The following is a 26,134-nucleotide window of genomic DNA, read 5'->3' on the forward strand; positions in this document are numbered from 1 at the left end:
GCCCACTCTGGTACTGTTTGTTAAAAATACTCAATCTTGAAATTTTACCATAGTACAAACCTAAAGGGCGGCCCCGTCGCATCCTGCGAGCGACGACCTTAAAATTCGACATTCTGCCCTCTAACCTCGACACTTAAAAAATGTTTCGTTTCCAAACCCTTCTATCTTATTTACTGGTTGGTCTTCATGTATTATTGTTGTTTTTATTGATTTTTCAGGAAAAAGTCATGCTACCCGCTTGGCTTCAGCCCGTTGGACGAATGCACCCGATGCTGCTGCACTTGCCCATTGGCTTGTTGGTTATTGTGGGGCTACTTTGGCTTTTTAAGCGGGAGTTTGCGGGGGAAAGCTTTGCAAAACTCATGAAATTTATCTTGGGTATAACTGCTTTGTCGGCCGCAGCAGCTGCGTTGATGGGTTTCTTTTTATCAAGAGAAGAAGGCTACACCGCTGATGTACTCAACTGGCACAAATACACGGGCATTGGGTTGAGTTTCTTGTGCTATGGTCTTTGGGCTTTGTACCAGACTGCGCAAGAACAGCGTCTTTTTACGCCACTTTTGGGGCTTAGTGCCGTGGCAATGTTCGTGACGGGGCACTTTGGCGCAAGTTTGACCCACGGCGAAGACTACCTGTTTCCCACTACTGACGCAGCCTCGCAGCTGACCTTTACGGACGACACCCCTGTCTTTGAAGCGGCGATTCAACCCATTTTGAAAGCCAAATGCTACCAATGCCATAACGAACAAAAAACCAAAGGTGAGCTGTTGATGACCACCCTTGCGGGCTTGCTCAAAGGAGGGAAAAATGGCCCGATATGGGTAGCGGGCGATGCGCTAAAAAGCCACCTTATTCAACGGGCAAATCTGCCATTGGAAGATAAAAAACACATGCCACCCAAAGGCAAAGCGCAGTTGGCCGCCGACGAAATTGGGGTACTAACCGCTTGGATTAACGCAGGTGCTAATACCAAACAGAAGGTGGGTCAGTTGGCTGCAAATGACCCCATTCGGGCTTTTTTGAACAAAGAAAAGAGCGCTGAAACTCAAGTGGCCACGTACGATTTTGAGCCTGCTAGTGAAGAGACGATTGAAAAGCTAAACACTCCTTTTCGCGTTATTTTTCCGATTGCCAATGGTTCACCCGCATTGCATACCGATTTTTTTGTGCGTCAAGCTTACAAGCAAGAACAGCTGGGAGAGTTGTCCGAAATCAAAGACCAGTTGGTGGCTCTGAACTTGTCAAATATGCCCGTCAAAAACGAAGACCTGAAAACCATCGGGCAGTTTGAACAACTTGAAAAATTGGTGTTAAACAATACCGATATTACCGACGCGACTTTGTCGAATTTGCAATCGTTGACCAAATTGAAGTCGTTGTCTCTTTCAGGAACGAAACAGACAAAAGCAGGCATGGCGGCATTGGCAAAACTTCCAGCCCTTAAAGAGGTATTTATTTGGAATACCCCTATTTCGGAGGCCGAAGCTAAAGAACTTCAAAAGCAATACCCTGCCATTCGCTTTGAAATGGGGTATGTACCTACTGATGCCGAAAAATTGAAGCTCAACCCTCCTGTTTTGGTCAACGAAAATTTGGTTTTAACCAATGCTACTCCCGTTTCGTTTAAACATCCCCTCAAAGGTGTCACCATTCGTTATACCACCGACGGAACTTTGCCCGATTCGCTGACGGCACCAGCTTATCAAAAACCGTTTGCGCTGAACGGCTACACCATCGTAAAAGCACGGGCTGTAAAAGACAAATGGTATGCTAGTGACATAGTCGAATACACTTTTTTCAAAGGAGGATACCGCCCCAAAGCGGTGGAATTGCTCAACGAGCCTAACCCACAATACATGGGTGAAGGAGGTGGGACGCTGATAAACTTTAAAAAAGGGGAGGCCAACGACTTTAAAAACAAGGCATGGCTGGGCTACCGAGAAAAGCCGTTGGAAGCACTTTTTGTTTTTGATAAACCAACGCCCGTTAAATCGGTGATGTTGAGCATAGGGCGAAACTTAGGAGGGTATATTTTTCCACCAGCGTCGATTGAAGTGTGGGCAGGAAACGACCGTACTAAACTCCAATTAATGCAGAAGCTAAATCCTGTTCAGCCGACCCAAAACGAAGCCGCGCGGATAGAGGCCATCGAGACTAAGGTAAAAGAAGGTAGTTATACTTTTATCAAGGTGATTGCTCGACCTGTAGCCAAACTCCCCGAATGGCACGGAGGCAAAGGGCAACCCGCTTGGGTATTTGTGGACGAAGTATTTTTTAATTGAGTACGTATCGTTTTATTTGTAACATAAACCCTTTTACCTATGAAAAAAGCCCTCAAATGGATAGGCATCGTGGTCGGTGTACTAGCCGTAGTGTTGTTTATTGCTTTCAAATTTATGCAAGCAAGCACCAAAAAAGCAAGCCCAGAAGCAACGGTTAATTACAAAAAAGATGATACCGAATTGTCGGTGTTTTACTGTCGTCCTTCTAAACGAGACCGCGAGATTTTTGGTGAATTGGTGCCTTACGGTAAAGTGTGGCGTACGGGCGCCAACGAGGCCACGACCTTCACCACCAACAAAGATTTAACCATTGGAGGTAAAACCCTACCAGCAGGAAAATACACCCTTTGGACGATTCCTCAAGAAGACAAATGGACAGTTATCTTCAACAATAAAATGTACGGTTGGGGGGTGAGTTTCGGAGGAGAAGCAAGCCGCGAGGAAAGTGCAGACGTTCTTCAAGTGGAGGTGCCTGTCACTATATCTTCGATTCCAATAGAAAGATTTGAAATTTCATTTGACGAAAATCAACCCGCTCTCGTCTTGGAGTGGGATATCACCAAAGTGGTCGTCCCTTTCAAATAAGCTAGTCAATGAGCTTGATTTTCTGACGGTTTTGGGGGCTGTTTTCCTTGATTTCAATGGCACAGTCCTCAAAACTTGGCGCAGACAGAATCGGCCTAAAATTCTTACTAAACCCAAAAGGTTCTTTGGGGTAACCTACCAAGTTTTTATCAAGTTTGCCGTTGTCGTTGAGGTCATGATAAACCGCAATGACGTACCTTCCTGCGGGTAAGCTAACGGCCACTTGCTGCGTCGTTGCTGCGGTAATCGGTACTACTTTAAAGAAATCTGGTTTTGCTTTCGGACCTGTAAAAGGATTTCCTTCCCGAAAAATTCCGATGCGAAGACTTCCCCTCGTTTGTGTAATATTGGATACATCCACAGAAACCGAAATAGAGTTTTCATTGTGTGGCTGATTGCTCTCCCCGTGTGGCTGGTTGCTCACAACCAGCTTAAAACTCGTAATAGCATTCCGAAAGATTTTATTCGTGGCCGAATGCATTGAAAACAGGGCAAAAAGAAGGCTTACAAGAAGATTTTGCATGGGATAACGGCGGAGATGGTTTATTGTTTTCATCCTAATTTTTATAACTTAAATGTAAACCAGAAGGTTTGCAATTCGTTGCTAATTGTCTATACTTGCAGAAATACTTGATTTTAAACTTAACCTAGTGATGAAAGAAAAAAACAATTTAAGTTTTTGGCAAATTTGGAACATGAGTTTCGGGTTTTTGGGGATTCAGTACGGCTTCGGATTACAGCAAGCCAACATGAGTCCAATCTTCCGATACCTCGGTGCCGACGAAGCTTCAATCCCTGGCCTTTGGCTCGCAGGCCCACTCACGGGGCTATTACTTCAACCGATTATTGGTGCGGTATCTGATCGCAGTTGGTCGCCCAAATGGGGGCGTCGTCGTCCGTTTATATTGGTAGGGGCACTTGTTGGAAGCCTTGCCATGATTCTCATGCCCAATTCTTCGGCTGTATGGATGGCGGCAGGGTTGATGTGGATGCTCGATGCGGGTCTCAACTCGGCCATGGAACCTTTTCGCGCTTTTGTAGGTGATATGCTCAACGAAAAACAACGTCCCGTAGGTTTTGCCGTACAATCGTTTTTTGTTGGTTTTGGACAAACCCTCGCCAACCTCATGCCGTATATTTTGCCACTTTTGGGCGTTTCGATGGTTTTGAGCGACGAGCAACTTTCCAATGGTATCCCTAATTCGGTTCGTTATCCTTTTTACATCGGAGCCGCGTCGATTTTGATTGCCGTGTTCTGGACCATGCGCACCACCAAAGAGTACCCACCCGAAAATGATGACTACAAGAAAAAGCATGTTTTTACCGATGAAGAGAAAAAATCTATTTCCTTTTGGCACCTATCGCTTGCCGTGGGAGCGGCTATTTTGGGCTTCGGATTCGCGTATTTTTCAGGAGGATTCGCGACTGGACTTCAGTGGGGATTAGGTATTTTGATTGGAGGCTATTTGATTTTGATGCTTCCTGTGTTTAAAGAGATTTTAGCGCCGTTGTCGTCGATGCCTACCGTGATGCGTCAGCTTTGGTGGGTGAAATTCTTTACGTGGTATGGACTTCCGTTGATGTGGCAATATTTATCGCTTTCTGTGGCCAAATACGCCTTCAACGCGCCCGATGCCGTTTCTAATCCTACAGGTTTTGAGGAAGGAACAAAATGGGGTGGTTTGTGTTTTGCCATGTTTAGCGTATCCTGCGCCGTGATTTCGTTTTTTATTCCTCGTATTGTAAAAATCGTGGGTAGCTCGCGCGGAACACACGCATTATTTCTGGTTCTCGGGGCGATGGGCTTTTTTATGACATTACTTTCCAACGATAAAATGGTCTATCTCGCAGGAATGACCATCATTGGTTTGATGTGGGGTTCTATCATGTCAATGCCTTATTTGATGCTTGCAGCAGCCGTTCCCAAAGAAAAAATGGGCGTATATATGGGAATTTTCAACGGCTTTATCTGCGTACCTCAATTTATCGGGATGTTGACCGTGCCTATTTTCTACAAAACCCTTCTTGGCGATGACCCACGCAATGCCCTTGTATTGGCGGGTGTGTGTATGTTGTTGGCGGCAGGGTCTTGTTTTCTGGTAAAAGAACAACAAGCGTAGGGCGAATTACGAATGAGGGAATTGGGAATTACGCATGAGTAAAATAGAGAAGGGGCTTGAATCTCAAAGCTGAGTTTCAAGCCCCCTTTTTCTTTTGCGCCAAACTGTGATTTGAGACAAACGTCTCTGACGCAAAATTCTATTTCTTTCCGAAGTTATAGCCTAAGGTCACAAAGAAAATTTTTGACTCTGTGTTGGCATAAGGTTTTACGCCATTTTCTGAAAAATCAGGATTCAAAAAATCAGTGAGATAATACTGCACCTTCAATCCAAAACCTTGTTTGGTTTGGAATCCTGCAAAAACGGCAGGCATAAAAGGGTTAGACCGATTGCTAAACCACTCGTTGAACTTATCGACTTTTTCGCCGTTAATAAATGTTTTTTGCTTGAAGTTAATAGCATACGCAGCTTCGGCACCGCCATAGACATAGAACTTACGAAGGTCGCCGATTTTGATACCCACAGGAACCCCCAAAGCATACACCCGTTGTTTGTATTTAAAGACGTCGGTTTTGACGGTGCCAACGATTGTTTCTTCGGTAATCATCCCGATGTTAGTCAAGTTCAAACCTGCAAAAAGGCCCAAGTGGTTGCCTAAATCGACGTTGGCGTTGGTGCCAATGTTGACAAACATCGTAAAACGTGGGATAGAAGATACCTCTTCACCGTCGCGGGTAACTTGGGCAAATGAGAGCAAGCTGGCATTTCCTCCTTTGGTATAATATACTTTGGAGTTATTTTTTTTCTCAGAATAATCGTCTGAGTTTTGGGCAAAAGCACTGAATGAAGCAGCGAAGGCGAGAGCGAAGATGAACGTTTTCATGGCTATAAATTTGTTTAGTTTAAGAACTGATTTCGATAGCAAGATGCAGCAACGACCCCAAAAAGTTGCGCGATTAGGATAAACGGAACGATTTACGGGATAAGTGGTTTATAATGTAGTTGGAAGAAAAGAAAGCAGCTGGCTTTTGGAAAAAACCTTTAAAAAACAGCAGAAACTTTTTTTGACTTGTGAATATTAATAATTAATTCTAACTTTGCAGCCCATTTTGACAGAGAAGTGAAAGCGCTAACACAGTACGACATAGACATTTACGGCTTAAAAGAAAAGCAATATGTTTTTGATTTTGAGTCTAAAAACGAGTTTTTTGAAGAGCTGGAGCAAGAACTCATTGAAAGTGGGCACTTTAAAACCCATTTAAAACTGGACAAATCGGCTACGATGCTGATGCTTACTTTCCACATTGTTGGAAAAGTAGAATTGGTTTGTGACCGCAGTCTTGAGGTATTTGAAGAACCTTTGGACATTCAGGAACGGCTCATTTTAAAGTTTGGCGATCACAACGAGCAGCTTTCTGACGAAATCGAACTGATTCGTCAAGACACGGTTCGTATCAATGTGGCCAGTTATATTTTTGAGTACATCGCATTGGCATTGCCAATGAAAAAACTTCATCCACGATTCCGAACCGACGAGGAGGAACTAGAAGACGAAGAAGAAGTTGATGGAATTTTGGTGTATCAAACCCCCGAGGAAGAAACACCAGAAGAACCCGAAGAGAAAGACCCGCGCTGGGCAGCCCTAAAAAAGCTAAAAGGCAATTAATACGCACTTTTTTAAGTATTTATAAATAGCAAACGAACAATTAATTAAAGACATAAGGTAATGGCACATCCCAAACGAAGACACTCAAGCACACGCCGTGACAAGCGCCGTACGCACGACGCATTGACGGGCAAGGCTCTTTCTACTGACCCAACAACAGGCGAAGTACACGTAATGCACCGCGCCCACGTTTTTGAGGGTAATTTGGTTTATAAAGGCAAAGTTGTAGTAGAAGGCTACGCAAAAGTCTAGTTTATAAAGCATTGTATATGAAAGCATTTCATCACAACTTGTATAGAAAGTTGCGATGAAATGCTTTTTTAGTATTGCTTATCTACTATTTTTACAGCCTCTTACTACCCAATACCTACAATAGAAAAATGAAAATAGGAATAGATGCAATGGGAGGGGATTTCGCCCCCGAGGCAATTGTCGAAGGTGCTGTCTTAGCAGCGGCTAATTTACCGACCAATGTTCAGCTGGTGCTAATCGGCAAACAAGACATCGTCAATCAGTTAGTGACTAAGTACGGCTATCAAGGCTCGCAAATTGAGGTCGTACACGCAGAAGACGTGGTAGAGATGGGTGAACACCCCACTAAAGCCTTATCCCAAAAACCTCATTCGAGCATTTCAATTGGGTTTAAGTTACTCAAAGAAAAGAACATAGACATCTTTTGTGGCGCAGGCAATACGGGAGCAATGCACGTAGGCGCTTTGTTTAGCATCAAAGCGATTGAAGGCATTATTCGCCCCGCCATTGTTGGACTTGTCCCTCAGAAAAAAGGAGGGTACGCTGCCATGCTTGATATCGGAGCCAACGCCGACTGCAAACCAGAGGTGCTCGAACAATTTGGCGTGATTGGTTCTATCTACGCTCAATATACCTTTGGCATCGACAAACCACGCGTGGCGTTGATGAACATTGGTGAAGAAGAGCAAAAAGGCTCGCTCGTAGCTCAGGCCGCACACCAGCTTTTGAAAGAAAATAATCGTATCAACTTCGTTGGTAACATGGAAGGTGGCGACTTTTTCGATGACAAGGCCGACGTAATCATTACGGATGGTTTTACAGGAAATGCCCTTTTTAAGCTCGCTGAGTCGTTTTATACGGTTGCCAGCGAACGAGGTATCAAAGATGACTACATCGACAAAATGAACTACGAAGCGGTGGGAGGAAGTAGCATCGTGGGTGTAAACGGCAATGTGATGATTGCACACGGTATTTCGTCACCAACGGCTATCAAAAACATGATTACTTGGGCTTGCAAACAAGTAGAAGCCCAAATCCATGTCCATATTGCCAAAGCATTGAGTTGAAACCACCTTTATCGTCGTCCCTCTGAGTTATAAAGAGGTGAGACCTAATCACTTATATCAAAGTAAAAAATGAGTCAAATTCGCGCGGCTATTACGGGGATACAAGGATACTTACCCGATTATGTACTAACCAACGCTGAGTTGGAGAAAATGGTAGATACCAACGACGAGTGGATTACGGCCCGTACAGGTATTAAAGAACGGCATATCCTCAAAGGCGAAGGACTGGGTACATCCCACATGGCCGCCGAAGCAGTAAAAGGGCTTTTGGCCAAAACAAACACTGCGGCAGGTGATATTGACTTGTTGATTTGTGCAACAACTACTCCCGATTTTGTATTTCCGAGTACAGCCAATCTCATCTGCGACATGGTGGGTATTAAGTCTATTGGAAGTTTTGATATTCAGGCGGCTTGCTCGGGCTTTATTTATGCCCTGACGGTGGGTTCGCAGTTTATCGAAACGGGTAAATACAAAAAAGTGATTGTGGTAGGAGCGGATAAAATGTCGGCTATTATTGACTACACCGACCGTACGACCTGCGTGTTGTTTGGGGATGGAGCAGGCGCTGTTTTGCTCGAACCGAACACCGAAGGACTCGGAATTTTAGATACCATTATCAAATCAGACGGAGCTGGTCAGCCATTCTTGCACCAAAAAGCAGGAGGAAGCCGCTTCCCGCCCACGCACGAAACAATCGACAAGCGCTGGCACTATGCCTACCAAGATGGTCAGTCGGTATTTAAGTTTGCCGTTACCAATATGGCCGACGTTGCGGCTGAAATCATGGAGCGTAACCACCTCTCAGGCGACGATGTGGCGTGGTTGGTACCTCACCAAGCCAACAAACGCATCATTTCCGCAACGGCCAACCGCATGAAAGTCGGGATGGATAAAGTGATGCTGAACATTCATAAATACGGAAACACGACTGCGGCAACCATTCCTTTGTGCTTATGGGATTATGAATCGCAACTTAACAAAGGCGATAATCTCATTTTTGCCGCCTTTGGAGGAGGCTTTACGTGGGGTTCGGTATATGTAAAATGGGCGTATTAACGAGGAAACTTCTCAATTCTCAAAAATCAAATTTCGATAAAAGGCTAAGATTATTCGTGGCCTTCAATCTAATGAATTAACGATTCATACTAAAATGGCAACAACTGCAGACATCCGTAATGGATTAGTAATTAATTTTAACCACGATTTGTTTCAAATTGTCGAGTTTCAACACGTTAAACCAGGTAAAGGGGCGGCTTTTGTACGTACAAAACTTAAAAGCCTTACCAGTGGTAAAGTGTTGGACAATACCTTTAACTCTGGCGTTGCCATCTACCCTGTGCGCGTTGAGCGTCGCGAGTTTCAATTCCTTTACAAGGATGAAGCAGGATACAACTTCATGGATAACGAGTCGTTTGAGCAAATTTCAATCGACGAGAAATTGGTTGATGGGGCTGACTTGATGAAAGAAGGCCAAGTGGTAGAAATTTTATTGAATACTGAAAACGAAGCACCCCTCACGTGCGAACTTCCAGCCACAGTTGACTTGGAAGTAGTATATGCAGAGCCAGGCATTAAAGGCGATACTGCCAACAACCCTCGCAAGGCAGTAGAAGTAGAAACGGGAGCGCGTATCATGGTGCCTATGTTTATCGAACAAGGAGATAAAATCCGCATCAAAACGGCTACCAGAGAGTACTCAGAACGCGTTAAGTAAGACGTAAGTCTCCAAAAAACCTAACTTCAAACAACAATGGAAATTAAAGACATTCAAAAACTACTCGATTTCATCGCTCACTCAAGCTTAGATGAAGTAAATATCGAAACTGGTGAGTTTAAGGTAAGCGTAAAGCGCAACGCCGTGACTACCGTGGTTGCTGCTGCCCCTGCGCCCGTAGCCGTAGCACCAGTGGCCGCAGCCCCAGCTCCAGTAGTGGCCGCTCCTGCGCCAGCAGCAGCACCAGCTCCTGCCAAAGCGGATGAATCGAAGTATTTGACCATCAAATCACCCATGATTGGTACTTTCTACCGTTCGGGCGGACCAGATAAACCTTCGTTTGTAGAAGTAGGCGACGAAGTTGCAACTGGAAAAGTGGTTTGTATTGTAGAAGCGATGAAGCTTTTCAACGAAATCGAATCGGAAGTATCAGGTCGTATCGTAAAAGTATTGGTTGAAAATGCTACGCCTGTAGAATACGACCAGCCATTGTTCTTGGTAGAGCCTGCTTAACAATTTCCAAAAACTCATGTTCAAGAAAATACTAATCGCCAATCGCGGGGAGATTGCATTGCGCATTATCCGTACTTGCCGCGAAATGGGCATAAAAACAGTCGCTGTGTATTCCACAGCAGATCGTGATAGCCTTCACGTTCGCTTTGCTGATGAGGCTGTTTGTATTGGGCCTCCACCAAGCCGCCAATCATATTTGAGTATTCCCAACATCATTTCTGCCGCAGAAATTACCAATGCGGATGCCATTCACCCTGGATACGGGTTTTTGTCAGAAAACGCTGAGTTTTCGCGAATTTGTGCCGAATACGGTATCAAATTTATCGGAGCAACGGCCGAGCAAATCAATTTCATGGGGGATAAGTCAACCGCCAAAGCAACGATGAAAGCCGCTGGAGTTCCGGTAATTCCTGGTTCAGAAGGGTTATTGGAATCGGTTGAAGAAGGAAAAGAACTTGCGAAAGGGATCGGTTATCCTGTGATTGTCAAAGCCACTGCGGGTGGTGGTGGCCGTGGGATGCGGATTATCAAAGACGAAAGTGAATTTCAGAAAGCATGGGACGATGCAAAAATGGAATCAGGAGCAGCCTTCGGAAACGATGGCTTGTACCTTGAGAAGTTTGTAGAAGAGCCACGCCACATCGAAATTCAGGTAGTAGGTGACCAATATGGCACCGTTTGCCACCTTTCGGAGCGAGATTGCTCGATTCAGCGTCGTCACCAAAAATTGGTTGAAGAAACGCCATCACCAATTGTATCTCCCGAGCTTCGTGAGCGCATGGGCGAAGCGGCTATCCGTGGCGCCTCAGCGATTGCCTACGAAGGCGCAGGAACGATTGAGTTTTTGGTGGACAAATACGGCGAGTTTTATTTCATGGAAATGAACACGCGTATTCAGGTAGAACACCCAATTACGGAGGAAGTAACTGATTTTGACCTTATTAAGGAGCAAATCAAAGTAGCTGCTGGTGAGCGTATTTCGGGCCAAAATTACTCTCCAAAGCTATATGCGATGGAGTGCCGTATCAACGCCGAAGACCCTGCCAACGGTTTCCGCCCAAGCCCAGGAAAAATTACGCAGTTGCATTTCCCTGGAGGACACGGTGTTCGTATCGACAGCCACGTGTATGCAGGTTATACCATCCCACCAAACTACGACTCAATGATTGCGAAAGTAATTGTGAGTGGACAGTCGCGGGAAGAAGTAACAACGCGTATGAAGCGTGCCTTGCAAGAGTTTGTAATTGAAGGTATCAAAACAACGATTCCTTTCCACATTCGCTTGATGGACGATGCAGGCTTCCAATCGGGAATGTTTACGACAAAATACCTCGAAACATTTGATTTTAGTGGTTTGTAATAAAGCACAAAACGGTGTTTCCGTTGCTTAAAATAAACATGGAAAGCGGGCCATACAGCCCGCTTTTTTTATGTCGTTATCCCAATTAGGATTACAAAGTCGCCGCTAACCAGCTTGAAACTTTGGTACGAGCAGCGGTTTTAGCAACGGCGTCGTCACCCGTTGTTTTTTCGTCGAAAGAGTGATTTGCATTGTCGTACGTCACTAACTCAATGCTTGTTCCTGCACCGTTTAATTTGGCACGGTCGTATTGTACTTGGGTGGCAGGAAGCAAATCATCGTTTTTCCCAATCAGAATCAACAGCGGGGCGTAGTTGATGTACTTGCCTTTGGTTGCATCCGAAACACTTCCAAAGTAACTAAAGAACCCACCACCAGGATAATAAGCAACGGCCGTTTTGAATCCACCTTGGGCAGGACGAGCAACGGGAGCGGCGACATTGTAAGTCTTATTTTGATACCAAACTGTCCACTGGCTTTTGGTGACTAATGTGGTATTGACAAGTGCTGCCATGGTCGTAGAACCTCCGTGAGAGAAGCCCATTAATCCAATTCGACTTCCTTGAACGTAAGGCAAGGTACGCAAATAAGCCAAACCAGCGTAGGCATCGTAGGTGCGTTCGTAGGCAGGAGAGCAAATGCTATCGTTGAGCGGAGTGCGGCCGCAAAACTCCACGATTGGCTGACCATTTTCAAGGCGATTGGTGTAGCTGTCGATAAATAATGACGCAATTTTCTTCGTAGTAAAATCGGCTGCCCATTCGTTGAAATTGGTTTTCATTTTGTTGGCAGCTACGTTATCGTTTGACCACATTCCGCCGCATCCGTGCATCACAACCATGGCAGGAATCTGCTCGCCAGGTTGGAGGGCAGGCACGTATAGCTTGGCGGTGAGTGTTAATCCTTTGGCATTTTGGAAGGTGACATTGTAAACGGTGTCGTTGGTTGCAACGGCGATGGCGTCGGTGGCAAGGCGGGCACTAGCTGTGGTTTTATGGGGGGCTGGAGCTACCTCTGCATTTGGTTCTTGGCAGCTTACAACGAAGAGAGAAACGCCTAAAATGGCGATTAAAAGGGCTTTTTGGGAAATTGTGTTGAACATTGAACGTACTGATTTGTTTGTTTTCATGGCTTGTATGTGTTTAAAAATTTGACGCTGCAAAATTGGGGAAGAGCTCCAAAGCCCTGAAAAAATCTTCGGTTAGCCTGCCAATTTTGTCGCTAAGCCGTGTAAAATTTTGGCTAAACCGTCTGAAAGAACCCCCACCATTAGCGCGCAGACAAAAGCTTTTGAGACATTTCAAACAGCCTCGTTAGAGGCTCAACGTTTGTAGCTCGATAGGGGCGCAACGTTTGTGGAGATTTAAGGAATTCAAAAGTAGCCTCGGCAGAGGCTCAACGTTTGTAGAAAAAAAAGCAGACAACGGAATTGTTGCCTGCTTTCAAACCATTTACCCTAAACGAAATCCCTGAATTATATACACAAATTCAGTGACTAGACTTTCCAAGTTTCGTTGTTTGTCGAAACTCAAACTTGGAAAGCCTTCAGTGACTAGACTTTCCAAGTTGCGTTGTTTGCTGAAATCCAAACTTGGAAAGTCAGGCTTCTAATGAAACTGTTCTTCTTCGGTCGAGCCCTTCATGGCGACAGTAGCAGAAGTACCCGCGGTTACGGTATTCTGAACCGCATCAAAATAGCCGGTCCCCACAAAAGCTTGGTGTTTTACGGCTTTAAAGCCTTTGGCTTGGAGCGCAAATTCACGTTGTTGTAGTTCTGAAAAACCTGCCATTCCGCGTTCTACGTAGGCCGACGATAACTCAAACATGGCCGTATTGAGGGCGTGGAAGCCTGCCAAAGTAATGAATTGGAATTTATACCCCATTTCTGCAATCTTTTCACGGAAGTTAAGCATTTGCTTTTCGTCCATAAACTTCGCCCAGTTGAACGACGGTGAGCAATTGTAGGCCAACAATTTATCAGGAAACAGACTGCGGATGGCTTCGGCAAACTCACGCGCTAGTCCTAAGTCGGGATTGCCTGTTTCCATCCAAATCAGGTCGGCATAAGGGGCGTAACTCAAACCACGGTCGATGCCTTGTTCAAGTCCATTCCGAACGTAGTAGAAGCCTTCGGGCGTACGACCCAAGTCGCGGCGGATAAATTTCTCATCGCGTTCGTCGATGTCGGATGTGATAAGATTGGCGGCCTCGGCATCGGTACGAGCAATAACCAGCGTAGGTACACCCATGACATCGGCGGCAAGGCGTGCCGCGACCAGCTTATTGATGGCCTCTTGGGTAGGAACCAATACTTTGCCGCCTAAGTGACCACATTTTTTGGCCGAAGAAAGTTGATCTTCAAAGTGAACGCCAGATGCCCCCGCCTCAATCATCTGTTTCATCAATTCAAACGCATTGAGATTGCCTCCAAAACCCGCTTCGGCGTCGGCTACGATAGGAACAAGCCAGTCGATGTTGCCGTCATGGCTCACCGATTGAATTTGGTCGGCCCGCAAAAGAGAATTGTTGATACGTTTTACGACTGCTGGAACGCTGTCGGCAGGGTAAAGGCTTTGGTCTGGGTACATTTGCCCAGCTAAATTGGCATCGGCAGCTACTTGCCAGCCCGAAAGATAAATGGCTTTCATGCCTGCAGCTACTTCTTGCACGGCTTGGTTGCCCGTGAGTGCGCCCAACCCAGCGACCCATTGGTCATTTTGGAGCAAATTCCACAATTTTTCAGCGCCCATACGAGCCACCGAGTGTTCGATTTGGTACGAACCCGCTAGACGAACGACTTCTTCGGCCGTGTATGGGCGCTGAATTCCGTTCCAACGAGGGTTGGTCGTCCAATCGGCAATGAGCGATTGAATGCGATCTTGTGTGCTAATTTTCATTGTTGTTGATGTTTGTGATGAAGTGTATTTGATAAAAAAGAGGAAGATTGCTAGGCGTCTAAGAGGTCGTAAGCGGGGAGTGTCAAAAAGGGCTCGAATTGAGGCTGCGTGACCAAGCGGTCAAACAACTCGGCAGCTTGTTCGTAATGGCCTTTGGTAAACGCTTCGATACCAACGTCTTGTTTGATTTTATTGATTTCTTCGATAAAAACGTTTTTGTACCAATTGAGCGTTATTGGGCGGCCTTCAAAGGTTTTGACTTCGTGATGCAGCCATTGCCATACCTGCGCCCGCGAAATTTCGGCAGTGGCGGCATCCTCCATCAGGTTATGAATGGCAGCGGCACCTACGCCACGTAGCCAAGAGGCAATGTACAGGATACCAATGTTGATATTGGCACGTAAGCCGCTTTCACTGATGGTTCCCTCCTTGATGTAAACGTCGATAAGCGCTTCGGCTTCGATGCGGTCATGTTCACGTTTGATGTGTTTTTGGTGAGGCTGAGCACCAAGCAGAGCGTCAAAAGGAGCTTTGGCAACCGATACCAAATCGGGATGCGCAACCCACGTGCCATCAAAGCCAGTTTCTACTTCCAATTGTTTGTCGGCTTCTACCCGTTCGAAAGCAATGCGGTTGACCTCGGCATCGCGGCGGCTAGGAATGAAGGCCGACATCCCGCCGATGGCGTGGGCACCTCGTTTGTGACACGTTTGAACCAAAAGCCGACAATAAGCCCGCATAAATGGCATTCGCATCGTGACTTGGGTACGGTCTGGCAAGATAAATTCGGGGTAATCTTTGAATTTTTTGATGATACTAAAAATGTAATCCCAGCGCCCCGCATTTAGTCCAGCCAAGTGGTGTCGAAGTTCATAAATGATTTCGTCCATTTCGAAGGCGGCCAAAATTGTTTCTATCAAAACCGTCGCTTTGATGGTGCCCAGAGGCAAGTGGAACCACTCTTGAGCGGCTATAAATACGTCGTTCCAGAGCCGTGCCTCTGAGTGACTTTCCAGCTTGGGCAGATAGAAATACGGCCCGCTGCCGTTTTGCAACAATTGATGAGCGTTGTGGAAAAAGTATAATCCAAAGTCGAACAATGAAGCCGAAATGGCTTGATTGTCAACGAGTAGATGTTTTTCGTGGAGGTGCCATCCGCGCGGACGAACCACCAACGTAGCTATGTTGTCGTTGAGCTGGTAGGTCTTACCATTTTCGGCCGTAAAGTTGATTTGGCGACGAACCGCATCGTACAGATTGGCTTGCCCTTCTACCATGTTGCTCCAAGTGGGAGAAGAGGCATCTTCAAAATCGGCCATAAATACATTCGCTCCCGAATTGAGGGCATTGATGACCATGCGGCGGTCAACGGGGCCTGTAATTTCGGTACGGCGGTTTTGTAAATCATTGGGAATGGCATTGATAGTCCAATCGGCTTCGCGAATAGGAGCAGTTTCGGGAAGGAACTGCGGCATTTCGCCTTTTTGAATTGCGATGGTACGAAGGTCGCGGAGGCGAAGGAGTTCGAGGCGGCGCCCGTTAAAGCGTCGATGCAAGTGAGCGATAAATTGCAGAGCCTCAGGAGTTAAGATTTGGTCGTACTGGCTACACATCGTTCTTGTGATGTCAATGCCTTCAAGGAGGGTGTCGGTTTGAGTACTCATTTTGTTCAAGTGTTGATGAAGTGTAATTGATGTTTCAAAAGTATGTTAGCGAAAAATATAAAACAAGCGAAATTTCGCTAAAATAAAAATTTCTGCAAGGTGGAGGTTGTTAAGTTGTTGAAAATCAGGGGAAAGCTCAAAAAAGAAAATTTGAAAGCTATAGTTAATTAGCAAAACAATACTAAACGTGACCAAAAACATTTTTTTATATGAATAGTCCTATTAGCTTTGGTAAATTACTATAGGACACTTCCTCTAATTATAACTTAACCATTCCTTTTTCATGGCAGCAACACTCAAATGTCCCAAATGCGACAGTCTCGAAACTGTCAAGAACGGAATCATCAAAGACCGTCAGCGTTTCCGTTGTAAAAAATGCGATTACAATTTTACGGTCGATAAACTTGGCAAAGGAATTAGCTCCTACTACGTGATTAAGGCGCTTCAGTTGTACATTGAGGGAGTTAGTTACCGTGAAATAGAGCGACTTCTGGGAGTTAGCCACGTGTCGGTGATGAACTGGGTAAAGAAGTATCAAATCAAAATGCCCGACCGAATTACGCACCATGCTACCTACAAAGTGATGAATCACAAAGAGCTGGCTGAGTTTTATGCCGACCGTAAAAATTTGGAAGGAACGGGCATGATTGTGACCGAATTAGGGGACAAGTTTATGATGATTAAATGGGAAAGATTCAAAGATTAATTACACCAATAAGTGCATTGAGGCGGGGGTAACACATCATGTTACCCCCGTTTTTTTATATTAAATGACTGTTTATTGCTAAATTACTATATGTTTGCTAAATTAAAATAGATGATTTTTAGGGCGTATTTTCAAAATAGTATAGGGAAAACTTCCGACATGGCCTTTCATTTATTGCTTAATCTTCTTCCGTACTGTATTTTTCTACTGATTTTTACTTAAAAACAGCCGTTTTGTTTGCTACCTATATGCGTTTAGCATAACAACATCACCCAAGCGGATTTTTAAATCCTTTCTTCCACTTTTGTCGAGTGATTATTCAAAAAAATATTTGAATAACACAAAATGAACCGACCTCTTTTTTTAACCTCTTTTCTTTAACGTACCTATGAAAAAGTGTTTAACCATACTGGTATTGATGGCCAGTAGCCTCTTGGCAACAACGAGTTATGGCCAAGGTTCAACTGATTACGGAACGGGTATCAAACTTGATTTGAACCCCGAAAAAACAAAGTACATTCGTGTGATTACGTGGAACCAAACGTGGTTTAGAGCGTCGCAGTTGAACCCTGGGACGACCGTGGGAGGAGAGCCTGCCAAATCAAATTTTGATATTTCGGGACGCCGTCTTAGGATGTTGGCCTATTCACAAGTAAGCAAACGGTATATGATTTTGGCTCACTTTGGGATTAACAACCAAACATTTATCAACGGTGGTGGCTCTGGAAGTACAGGAACGGGGGGCTACGGAAATGGCAAGAAACCGCAAATGTTTTTTCACGATTTTTGGAACGAGTACCACTTGATTTTACCTACCAAAGAAAACAAAAACTCAAGTTTGAGCGTGGGAGCAGGGTTACATTATTTTATGGGTATATCGCGGATGACCATGGCTTCAACACTTAACTTTTTGACCGTTGACTCGCCTATTTTCTCTTGGGCAACGATTGACAATGCCGACCAGTTTGCTCGTCAATATGGCTTTTTTGCCAAAGGAAAATTGAACAAACTTGAATACCGTTTTGGCTTAAATAAACCCTTTAACACAAGTCTTGCGCCAGCAAATGTAACAGATGGCGTAAAAGCAGTGGCCGTTGATAACAACGGGACGAGCAAGTGGGCCAAAACGGGATACGTGGAGTACCAATTCTTAGATTCAGAATCAAATCTGTTGCCGTTCAAAGTAGGAACCTATTTGGGAACGAAGCGCGTGTTTAACATCGGAGCTGGGTTTTATAGCCAACCTGAAGGGACACGCTCATCGGTCAATGGCACGGTTACCAAACACAACGTAAACCTAATGTCAGTAGATGCTTTCTTGGATATGCCCATTGGTAAAAAAGAAAAAAACACGGCTATTACCGTTTATTCGGGCTTTTTCAAGTATAATTTCGGTCCAAACTACTTGAGAAATATCGGCATCATGAACATCGGTGCCATAGATCCTAACTACACAGGAACTGATAAACTCTTGGCTGGCGCTGGAAATGCTCAACCTATGATTGGAACTGGAAAAATCTTCTATACACAGGTAGGCTTATTGTTGCCTAAAGCCACCGACAAACCTAAAATGCGCGTACAACCCTTCATGGCATATACCAGCAAGAACTTTGATGCGCTGTCAAAAACAGTTTCAAACTTTGATACGGGCATCAACTGGCTCATCGACGGCCACCATGCCAAAATTACCACGCAGTATTCGCTTCGCCCAGGCCTGACGGCGGCGGGTGTAAGTAAGAAATATGGAGAGTTTATTGCCCAACTTCAAATTTACCTCTAATACCTTTTAACCTAATCAAATTTAAAAAACTTACAACCTTTTCAATCATGTCTGAGAAAAAACAAAGTTTAGCGTACATCATCGGAGCCTCGTCGGTTGGTACGCTCATCGAATGGTACGATTTCTACATATTCGGAAGTTTGGCGACCGTAATCGCTACTAAATTTTTCCCGCCCGATAACCCAACGGCGGCTTTCCTTTCGACCTTGGCGACGTTTGCGGCAGGTTTCGTGGTGCGGCCTTTTGGTGCCTTGTTTTTTGGCCGTCTGGGCGACCTCATTGGTCGTAAATATACCTTCATGGTGACCCTTATTTTGATGGGTGGAGCGACGTTTTTGATTGGATGTATCCCGAGCTACGAAACCATCGGCTTTTTTGCTCCCCTTTTGGTATTGCTACTTCGTTTTTTGCAAGGACTTGCCTTGGGTGGAGAATACGGCGGTGCGGCGACCTACGTAGCGGAGCACTCACCCGCCGAAAAACGCGGATTCTGGACATCATGGATTCAGACGACAGCAACGATTGGCTTGTTTGTGTCGTTGTTGGTTATCATGGTCACTCGCAACACGCTTGGTACCGAAGCTTTCAACGATTGGGGATGGCGTATTCCGTTTTGGGTATCGTTGATTATGGTGGGGGTATCGTTTATTATCCGTCGTAATATGCACGAGTCGCCACTTTTTGCCAAAGCGAAAGCCGAAGGAAAAACATCTGCCAACCCATTGAAAGAGTCGTTTGGCAATAAATATAACTTCAAATTTGTGTTATTGGCGCTTTTTGGAGCCACAATGGGGCAAGGGGTAGTTTGGTACACGGGTCAGTTTTATGCCTTGAGTTTCTTGCAAAAAATCTGCAACGTCGATGACAACCAAGTGAACGTTATCATTGCTTTAGGCTTATTGTTGGGTACGCCGTTCTTCGTGATTTTTGCTTCATTGTCCGACAAAATCGGCCGCAAAGGCATTATGTTGGCAGGTATGTTGTTAGCGATTATTTGCTATCGCCCGATTTTTGAGAAAATCTACCAAACGACCAACCTCAAGAACAAAGAGGAGATTGTGGCCAATACCAAAGTGGAGGTAAAACGTGCGCTTGCTTCTGGGTCTGAAGTCGATTCGCTCATTACGACAACCACGACCAAGGAGTTTACGGATGGAACAAAATACAAAGAGGTAAAGAAAGTGACGATTTTGGCCGATGCGAGCAAAGAAGCTCCTAAGCCCGACGTGAAAAAAATAACTACAATCAACAACAGCGACCGCAACACGCTTGTCTTGATGGTCTTTATCTTGTTGCTTTTTGTAACGATGGCGTATGGCCCTATTGCGGCCTTCTTGGTAGAAATGTTCCCAACCCGTATTCGTTATTCGTCGATGTCGTTGCCGTATCACATTGGTAACGGGGTGTTTGGTGGATTGATGCCTGCGATTGCTACCTACTTAGCAACTCGTGCGAAGGACATCAACGATGCAGCCGAAAAAGCAGGAGAAGCAATTGTGAACACCCAACCGTACTTGGAAGGGCTTTGGTATCCAATTATCCTTGCTGGGGTAAGTTTTGTGATTGGTTTACTTTACATCAAGGAAGACAAAAACGCTAACGACTAATCTTTAACCTTTTAAAAGACAACGAATTATGAACGCAATAAAAAGAATATTAGGAATTGTTTGGATAGGTATTGGTCTATACGCAGGCTACTATCTCTTCATCAACCAAGCATTGCCAATGTGGGATAAAGGGGGTACAGACCTCGTACCTGCCATCATCTATACCTTCATTTTGGCACCAATCATCGCTGGCGGGATGTCGATACTCGGGTATTATGCGCTCTCTGGCGAATACGATGAAAAATAAATAAGGTTAGGTTTAGGGTTTATAATTAGGAATGGTTGTCGAGCGTGTTAGAAACCCTCGGCAGCCATTTTTCACATGCTTAATTATATGTCAAAAACGCGAGAATTGGCCTTGGTGGCTTTGAGTTTACTGGCTTGGGCGTTGTACAACAACCCCATTTTGAGCATTTTCAACCGCTTGAGTTTTAAGTGGCGCACGCCTGTGTTGTACATGGGAATTTTTGGAATCTGGTTTTTGATTATTGTTGTCACTTTTTTGATTGTTAATAATACCAACAACCACCATTCTGATGAATAGCTTTTGGTTGATTTTCTGGTCTATATCGTACTTGTTGGTCTTGTTTTTTGTGGCCAACTGGGCTGAACAGCGCTCGGCCAAAGGGCGGAGCTTGGTCAGTAATTCGTACGTGTATGCGTTGTCATTGGCGGTTTATTGCACGGCATGGACATTTTACGGGAGCGTCGGGCGGGCGGCGGAGTCGGGAGTGGATTTTATTGCCGTTTTTATTGGACCTACCATTACGATGCCGCTTTGGTGGGTTATTTTTCGGAAAATCATCCGCATTTGTCAAGTTCAGCGCATTACCAATATCGCCGATTTTGTGTCGGCACGTTACGGGAAAAGCCAAGCGTTGGGCGTCATTGCGACGATTTTGTGCGTTGTCGGGACGATTCCCTACATCTCAATTCAACTCAAAGCAATCTCCAGCGGGTTTGGTATTTTGACCACGGCCAACGACGCAGGCAATTCGCTTTGGCTGGATAAAGCCTTCTATATCTCAATCGTCCTAACGATTTTTACCATTCTATTTGGGGCGCGCAAACTCGATGCCAACGAACGCCACGAAGGAATGGTGGCCGCCATTGCATTTGAATCGTTGTTTAAGCTATTTGCCTTTTTGGCCGTGGGTGTTTTTGTGACATTCATCGTCTTTGATGGATTCGATGATATTGTTCAGAAAGCATCGAAACTCGTTGATTTACAGCGGATATTTACCATCAAAGAAGAAAAAACAAGCGATTGGTTTTGGTATTGCTTATTGGCTTCTTTGGCCATTATGTTTTTGCCACGGCAATTTCAGGTAACGGTGGTGGAGAATGTAAACGAAAATCACCTTCGTAAAGCGCTCTGGATTTTTCCACTTTACTTATTGGTTATCAACATTTTCGTCGTTCCTATTGCGTTGGGAGGAAAAATTTTGTTGGGTACAGCGGTAAAAGCCGACCAATTTGTATTGTCGATACCTTTGCATTTTAACGAAAAAGCACTGGCTTTTGTGGCTTATTTGGGAGGGTTTGCGGCTTCTACGAGTATGATTATTGTGGAATGTACGGCCTTGACGGTGATGTTGACCAACAACTTGGTTATGCCTTGGCTGGTCAGTCGCACCGATTTTCAGCGGCGTTTTGGCGGAGACATGGGGCAGGTCGTCATTACGTTGCGGCGTTTGTTTATTGTCCTGCTGATGGCAGGGTCTTATTTATACTATAAAAACGTCAGCGATAAATACAGTTTGGTGTCGGTCGGGATGGTGTCGTTTGCGGCGGTAGCGCAGTTTGCGCCCGTGGTGCTAGGCGGTATTTTTTGGAAACGTGGGTCGTTAGTGGGAGCCGTGGGAGGGCTTTTGGTTGGAGGAGGCGTTTGGTTTTATACCCTGATTATTCCGTCGATGGTGTCGGCGGGGTACATGTCGCCCGATATACTTAGTAAAGGCCCTTGGGGGATGGATTTGTTACGGCCTGAATCGTTGCTGGGAGTAACGGGACTCGATAATATTTCTCACGGAACGTTTTGGTCGTTGTTGTTGAACTTGCTTTTTTACGTGGGAGGGTCGTTGTTGTCGCAGCCTACGGCGTTGGAACACAACCAAGCAGTATTGTTTGTGGATGTTTTTAAATACTCAAAAACCTACGAAAGTGCGGTAGCTTGGAAGGGGAAAGCACTGGTGACGGATATTAAGTCCCTGTTGACAATTTTCTTTGGGAAAAGCCATACGGAAGAAACGCTTCAGTTGTACGCCAAACAGAATAAGCTGGATTTGAATACGAGGTACGCCGACTCCCAAGTGGTAAACTATGCCGAAAAAATGCTGGGCGGAGCCATTGGTGCCGCTTCGGCGCGTATTTTGGTGTCGTCGGTGGCAAAAGAAGAGCAAATCAGCGTCGAAGAAGTGATTGATATTCTGAAAACATCGCAAGAGTTGAAGACGGTGAATGAAGAATTAACGCGAAAGTCGGAAGAATTAGAACAACTGACGCAGCAGCTAAAACAAGCCAATGAACTGTTGCAAATTGCTGATATTCAAAAAGATGACTTTTTGTCAACGGTCACGCACGAAATACGTACGCCATTGACGTCGATACGGGCTTTGTCGGAAATTGTACACGATAATCCCGATATGGAAGAAGACCAACGGTCGCATTTTGTCAATACCATTACTAAAGAATCCGAACGTTTGACCCGACTGATTAACCAAGTGTTGGCCCTTGAACGTTTTGAAACTGGAAAACAAGAGTTGGACATCGACGAATTTTTGATGGAGGACATTGTGGAAGAATCCTTGGAAGCGCTCGACCAACTGGCGAAAGAAAAAAACATCAAAATTGACGTAGCTTACGAAGGTATTTACGGCCCTATCCGCGCCGACCGCGACCGACTTATTCAGGTGATTATCAATTTGGTATCAAATGCGATTAAGTTTTGCCCCGCTGATACGGGAAAAATTCAAATCAATACCCTTCAAACCGAAGCATCTCTATCATTTAGCATATCAGATAATGGCCAAGGCATAGATAATAAATATCAAGAGCTTATATTTGAAAAATTTTACCAAACTCGCGACCAATCGGTGCGAAAACCAAAAGGCAGCGGACTTGGACTAGCTATCTGTAAGAAAATCATAGAACTGCACCAAGGAACTATCAAGGTAGAAAGCGAGCTAGGTAAAGGAAGTGTATTTACGTGCGAAATCCCACTGGGTAAAAACTAAAAATAAAATGACGGGCATGAAAATTTTGATTGTTGATGATGAGCCTAACATCTTAATGTCTTTGGAGTTTTTGATGAAAAAAGAAGGACATAAAGTGTTTATTGCTCGCGACGGTGCCGAGGCATTTGACATCATCGAGGCGAACATCCCTGATATTGTACTACTTGATATTATGATGCCCAGGGTAGATGGGTACCAAGTCTGCGAATTTATTAAAAAACACGATGCTTATAAACATGCTAAAGTGGTGTTTATGAGCGCAAAAAGCAAAGAAGCCGATATGGCCAAAGGGTTAGAGTTAGGAGCAAGCTTGTACGTTCCGAAGCCATTTTCTACCCGCGATTTGATGGCCAAAGTAAACGGATTGATACGGGATATTTCGGAAGCAGCAGTCTAAAAATCAGGATGTTATACTGCAAAATTGTAGCTATACCAACTTAGCGAAAAATATTACTATTCCTCGAATATTTTAGATTACTTTTGGATGAAAATTCAGTTATCCCAAACTTTAATCTTATTCGTCATGGAAGAAAGTAAGTCGTCATCAGGTATTGTTACCAAGGTAATCATTGCGGTTGTAGTGCTAGTATTTATTTATGGTATTTACTGGCTTTTGAACGGTGGTATGGACGGAGCTTCCCTCGAAGGAAGCCACTAAGGTTGTCTCAATTTCACCCTTTCAATTGCCTTTGCCATGTCTAGCAATACACAATCAACAAACTATACTTCCCTTTTTGAAGCGAGTTTAGCCAATCCCGAAACCTTTTGGGCCGAGCAAGCCGAGCAAATTGCGTGGTTCAAGAAACCCGAAACCGTGCTTGGAAAAGACGCCAACGGGCTGGACCGCTGGTATGCTGGGGGACAGCTCAATACGTGCTATTTAGCGATAGACTACCACGTTCAGCATGGGCGAGGAGCGCAAGTAGCGATGATTTATGACTCTCCTGTCACAAATACTATCCAGAAATACACATTTGCTGAGTTACAACACAAAGTGGCCAAATGTGCAGGGGCATTGCGGGCATTAGGGGTTGAAAAGGGCGACCGAGTGGTGATTTATATGCCCATGATTCCTGAAACGGCCTTTGCCATGCTGGCTTGTGCCCGTTTGGGAGCGGTGCATTCGGTTGTTTTTGGAGGTTTTGCACCACATGAGTTGGCCATACGTATAGAAGATGCCGAACCCAAAGTTGTGATTTCGGCTTCGTGTGGAATTGAGTTTGACCGCGTATTGCCTTACAAACCGCTGTTGGACGAAGCCATCGACTTGGCCGCTTTCAAGCCGAAACATTGCCTAATTTACCAGCGTTCGATGTGTCATGCACCAATGCTAGAAGGGCGTGATGTGGATTATGAGGACGCCGTCGCAAAAGCCGACCCGACCGAATGTGTGCCCGTGGACGCAATTCATCCACTGTACATTTTATATACTTCAGGAACGACAGGAAAACCCAAAGGTGTCGTGCGCGACAATGGTGGGCACGCCGTTGCCCTTAAATTTAGTATGCACCACGTTTATGATGCCCACGCAGGAGATGTTTTTTGGGCGGCCTCCGATTTTGGTTGGGTCGTAGGGCACAGCTATATTTTGTACGGGCCGTTGATTACGGGTTGTACAACTATTTTGTTTGAAGGGAAACCCGTACGGACGCCTGATGCAGGTACGTTTTGGCGGGTGATTGCTGACCACCAAGTAAAGACGTTTTTTACGGCTCCAACGGCGTTTCGGGCAATAAAAAAAGAAGATCCTGAGGCGTTGTTGAAGGACAAGTACGATACATCAAGTTTGCAAAATATTTTTGTGGCAGGCGAGCGTTGTGACCCCCCAACGTTGGAATGGCTCCAAAAAATAGCCCAACTTCCCATCACCGACCACTGGTGGCAAACCGAGTCAGGCTGGCCGATGGTGGCTAATATGATGGGATTAGAAGCTTTTCCTGTCAAAGCAGGTTCGGCGACCAAGCCTGTGTGTGGGTATAATCTTAAAATTGTGGGAGAAAATGGGCAAGAACTGGAAGCCAACCACGAAGGATATGTGTGTTTGAAATTGCCGCTTCCTCCTGGATTTACGCCCACGCTTTGGAACGACGACGCTCGTTTTAAAAGTTCGTACCTCAAAAAATTTGAAGGGTATTATCTGTCGGGCGACGGGGGCTATGTCGATGAAGATGGTTACGTGTTTATCATGGGGCGCGTGGACGATGTCATCAACGTTGCGGGGCATCGCCTTTCGACGGGAGAAATGGAAGAGTTTGTGGCGTCGCATCCTGCCGTGGCCGAATGTGCCGTGGTCGGAATCGCCGACGAACTTCGTGGGCAGCGTCCTGTTGGTTTTGTGGTTTTAAAAGACGGTATTGGTATTGACGAAACGGCGTTGGAATCGGAGTTGGTGGGTATTGTGCGTGATCAGATTGGGGCAGTGGCGTTTTTTCGAACGGCTATTTTGGTGAAGCGTTTGCCAAAAACGCGTTCAGGAAAAATTTTGCGAAAAACGATTCGCCAAATTGCCGATGGAGAATCTTACACCGTGCCATCGACGATAGACGACCCTGTTATTTTGGAGGAAATTGCTCAAACGCTACAACGTAGAGCAGTTGGACAAGCCTTTGAAAATCAGAGAATATGAATTGATAGTACCATCATAATGTTAGGTTAGTTTTCGAACGCCAGACTTGACTCAAGTCTGGCGTTTTTGTTAGAGGGTGACTTTGCGTTGTGTTGTTCGTCTTTTGGATAGAACAA

24 protein-coding genes are annotated in these 26,134 nt (G+C 45.1%); 19 read left to right on the forward strand and 5 right to left on the reverse strand.

Going from position 1 to position 26,134, the window contains the following annotated elements; all coding sequences use genetic code 11:
* Window positions 1-140: 140 nt before the first annotated feature.
* Together AC23N5_RS30500 and AC23N5_RS30505 are read left to right on the forward strand one after the other, a co-directional pair.
* Window positions 141-2,282: an FN3 associated domain-containing protein gene (locus AC23N5_RS30500; protein WP_487758430.1), complete on the forward strand. Its 2,142-nt coding sequence runs from the start codon at window positions 141-143 to the stop codon at window positions 2,280-2,282.
* A gap of 39 nt (window positions 2,283-2,321) precedes the next feature.
* The gene (locus AC23N5_RS30505) at window positions 2,322-2,867 is read left to right on the forward strand and encodes a DUF2911 domain-containing protein (protein ID WP_487758431.1); all 546 of its coding nucleotides are present in this window, start codon (window positions 2,322-2,324) and stop codon (window positions 2,865-2,867) included.
* A gap of 1 nt (window position 2,868) precedes the next feature.
* Here AC23N5_RS30505 and AC23N5_RS30510 read toward each other — a convergent pair whose 3' ends face one another.
* Window positions 2,869-3,390 carry a DUF2141 domain-containing protein gene (locus tag AC23N5_RS30510; protein ID WP_487758432.1) on the reverse strand — a complete coding sequence of 174 codons (522 nt, stop codon included), beginning with the start codon at window positions 3,388-3,390 and terminating at the stop codon, window positions 2,869-2,871.
* Between the two features lie 130 nt (window positions 3,391-3,520).
* Here AC23N5_RS30510 and AC23N5_RS30515 point away from each other — a divergent pair, with 130 nt between their 5' ends.
* Window positions 3,521-4,987, forward strand: coding sequence for an MFS transporter (locus AC23N5_RS30515; RefSeq protein ID WP_487758433.1), 1,467 nt, complete (start codon window positions 3,521-3,523; stop codon window positions 4,985-4,987).
* A 139-nt stretch (window positions 4,988-5,126) separates the two neighbouring features.
* Here the strand turns inward: AC23N5_RS30515 and AC23N5_RS30520 are convergent, their stop codons facing one another.
* Window positions 5,127-5,810 (reverse strand): hypothetical protein, encoded by a 684-nt coding sequence (locus AC23N5_RS30520; protein WP_183975266.1) that lies wholly within the window; start codon window positions 5,808-5,810, stop codon window positions 5,127-5,129.
* Window positions 5,811-6,047: 237 nt separating this feature from the next.
* Between AC23N5_RS30520 and AC23N5_RS30525 the strand changes: the two genes are divergently transcribed.
* From AC23N5_RS30525 to accC, 7 genes are all read left to right on the forward strand, one after another.
* Window positions 6,048-6,593: a YceD family protein gene (locus tag AC23N5_RS30525; protein WP_183975263.1), complete on the forward strand. Its 546-nt coding sequence runs from the start codon at window positions 6,048-6,050 to the stop codon at window positions 6,591-6,593.
* A gap of 60 nt (window positions 6,594-6,653) precedes the next feature.
* Entirely contained in the window at window positions 6,654-6,845 is a 192-nt protein-coding gene (rpmF, locus tag AC23N5_RS30530) for a 50S ribosomal protein L32 (RefSeq protein WP_028525183.1), read from the forward strand.
* Window positions 6,846-6,973: 128 nt separating this feature from the next.
* Window positions 6,974-7,912, forward strand: a complete 939-nt coding sequence (plsX, locus tag AC23N5_RS30535) for a phosphate acyltransferase PlsX (RefSeq protein WP_183975261.1) — start codon at window positions 6,974-6,976, stop codon at window positions 7,910-7,912.
* 69 nt (window positions 7,913-7,981) lie between these two features.
* Window positions 7,982-8,971, forward strand: a complete 990-nt coding sequence (locus tag AC23N5_RS30540) for a beta-ketoacyl-ACP synthase III (protein ID WP_028525185.1) — start codon at window positions 7,982-7,984, stop codon at window positions 8,969-8,971.
* 94 nt (window positions 8,972-9,065) lie between these two features.
* Complete coding sequence (efp, locus tag AC23N5_RS30545) at window positions 9,066-9,629, forward strand: elongation factor P (protein ID WP_028525186.1); 564 nt, start codon at window positions 9,066-9,068, stop codon at window positions 9,627-9,629.
* A gap of 36 nt (window positions 9,630-9,665) precedes the next feature.
* On the forward strand, window positions 9,666-10,142 hold the full coding sequence (gene accB, locus AC23N5_RS30550) for an acetyl-CoA carboxylase biotin carboxyl carrier protein (protein WP_487758434.1): 477 nt from the start codon (window positions 9,666-9,668) through the stop codon (window positions 10,140-10,142).
* A gap of 16 nt (window positions 10,143-10,158) precedes the next feature.
* Window positions 10,159-11,502 (forward strand): acetyl-CoA carboxylase biotin carboxylase subunit, encoded by a 1,344-nt coding sequence (gene accC, locus AC23N5_RS30555; RefSeq protein WP_183975257.1) that lies wholly within the window; start codon window positions 10,159-10,161, stop codon window positions 11,500-11,502.
* Window positions 11,503-11,593: 91 nt separating this feature from the next.
* Here the strand turns inward: accC and AC23N5_RS30560 are convergent, their stop codons facing one another.
* The 3 genes from AC23N5_RS30560 to aceB all read right to left on the reverse strand — a co-directional run bounded on the left by AC23N5_RS30560 (window position 11,594) and on the right by aceB (window position 16,063).
* A complete protein-coding gene (locus tag AC23N5_RS30560; RefSeq protein ID WP_487758435.1) occupies window positions 11,594-12,631 on the reverse strand; it encodes a dienelactone hydrolase family protein in 1,038 nt (345 codons plus the stop codon).
* Window positions 12,632-13,109: 478 nt separating this feature from the next.
* Window positions 13,110-14,399, reverse strand: a complete 1,290-nt coding sequence (gene aceA / locus AC23N5_RS30565; RefSeq protein ID WP_487758436.1) for an isocitrate lyase — start codon at window positions 14,397-14,399, stop codon at window positions 13,110-13,112.
* A gap of 50 nt (window positions 14,400-14,449) precedes the next feature.
* Complete coding sequence (aceB, locus tag AC23N5_RS30570) at window positions 14,450-16,063, reverse strand: malate synthase A (RefSeq protein ID WP_487758437.1); 1,614 nt, start codon at window positions 16,061-16,063, stop codon at window positions 14,450-14,452.
* Window positions 16,064-16,346: 283 nt separating this feature from the next.
* Between aceB and AC23N5_RS30575 the strand changes: the two genes are divergently transcribed.
* The 9 genes from AC23N5_RS30575 to AC23N5_RS30615 all read left to right on the forward strand — a co-directional run bounded on the left by AC23N5_RS30575 (window position 16,347) and on the right by AC23N5_RS30615 (window position 26,018).
* Complete coding sequence (locus AC23N5_RS30575; RefSeq protein WP_028522187.1) at window positions 16,347-16,769, forward strand: IS1/IS1595 family N-terminal zinc-binding domain-containing protein; 423 nt, start codon at window positions 16,347-16,349, stop codon at window positions 16,767-16,769.
* Between the two features lie 388 nt (window positions 16,770-17,157).
* Window positions 17,158-18,549, forward strand: coding sequence for a porin (locus tag AC23N5_RS30580; protein ID WP_183975249.1), 1,392 nt, complete (start codon window positions 17,158-17,160; stop codon window positions 18,547-18,549).
* A 47-nt stretch (window positions 18,550-18,596) separates the two neighbouring features.
* Window positions 18,597-20,156 carry an MFS transporter gene (locus tag AC23N5_RS30585; RefSeq protein ID WP_183975247.1) on the forward strand — a complete coding sequence of 520 codons (1,560 nt, stop codon included), beginning with the start codon at window positions 18,597-18,599 and terminating at the stop codon, window positions 20,154-20,156.
* A 28-nt stretch (window positions 20,157-20,184) separates the two neighbouring features.
* Window positions 20,185-20,403 carry a DUF6814 family protein gene (locus AC23N5_RS30590; protein WP_028522184.1) on the forward strand — a complete coding sequence of 73 codons (219 nt, stop codon included), beginning with the start codon at window positions 20,185-20,187 and terminating at the stop codon, window positions 20,401-20,403.
* Between the two features lie 87 nt (window positions 20,404-20,490).
* Window positions 20,491-20,700 (forward strand): hypothetical protein, encoded by a 210-nt coding sequence (locus AC23N5_RS30595; protein ID WP_122933860.1) that lies wholly within the window; start codon window positions 20,491-20,493, stop codon window positions 20,698-20,700.
* Window positions 20,693-23,392 (forward strand): ATP-binding protein, encoded by a 2,700-nt coding sequence (locus tag AC23N5_RS30600; RefSeq protein ID WP_487758438.1) that lies wholly within the window; start codon window positions 20,693-20,695, stop codon window positions 23,390-23,392. The genes AC23N5_RS30595 and AC23N5_RS30600 overlap by 8 nt, the downstream gene beginning before the upstream one ends.
* 16 nt (window positions 23,393-23,408) lie before the next feature.
* Window positions 23,409-23,789, forward strand: a complete 381-nt coding sequence (locus tag AC23N5_RS30605; protein ID WP_487758439.1) for a response regulator transcription factor — start codon at window positions 23,409-23,411, stop codon at window positions 23,787-23,789.
* 126 nt (window positions 23,790-23,915) lie between these two features.
* The gene (locus AC23N5_RS30610) at window positions 23,916-24,050 is read left to right on the forward strand and encodes a hypothetical protein (protein WP_255417943.1); all 135 of its coding nucleotides are present in this window, start codon (window positions 23,916-23,918) and stop codon (window positions 24,048-24,050) included.
* A gap of 24 nt (window positions 24,051-24,074) precedes the next feature.
* Window positions 24,075-26,018, forward strand: coding sequence for a propionyl-CoA synthetase (locus AC23N5_RS30615; RefSeq protein WP_487758450.1), 1,944 nt, complete (start codon window positions 24,075-24,077; stop codon window positions 26,016-26,018).
* Window positions 26,019-26,134 lie beyond the last annotated feature (116 nt).

It is taken from the genome of Runella sp. R5_40 (genome assembly GCF_057652295.1).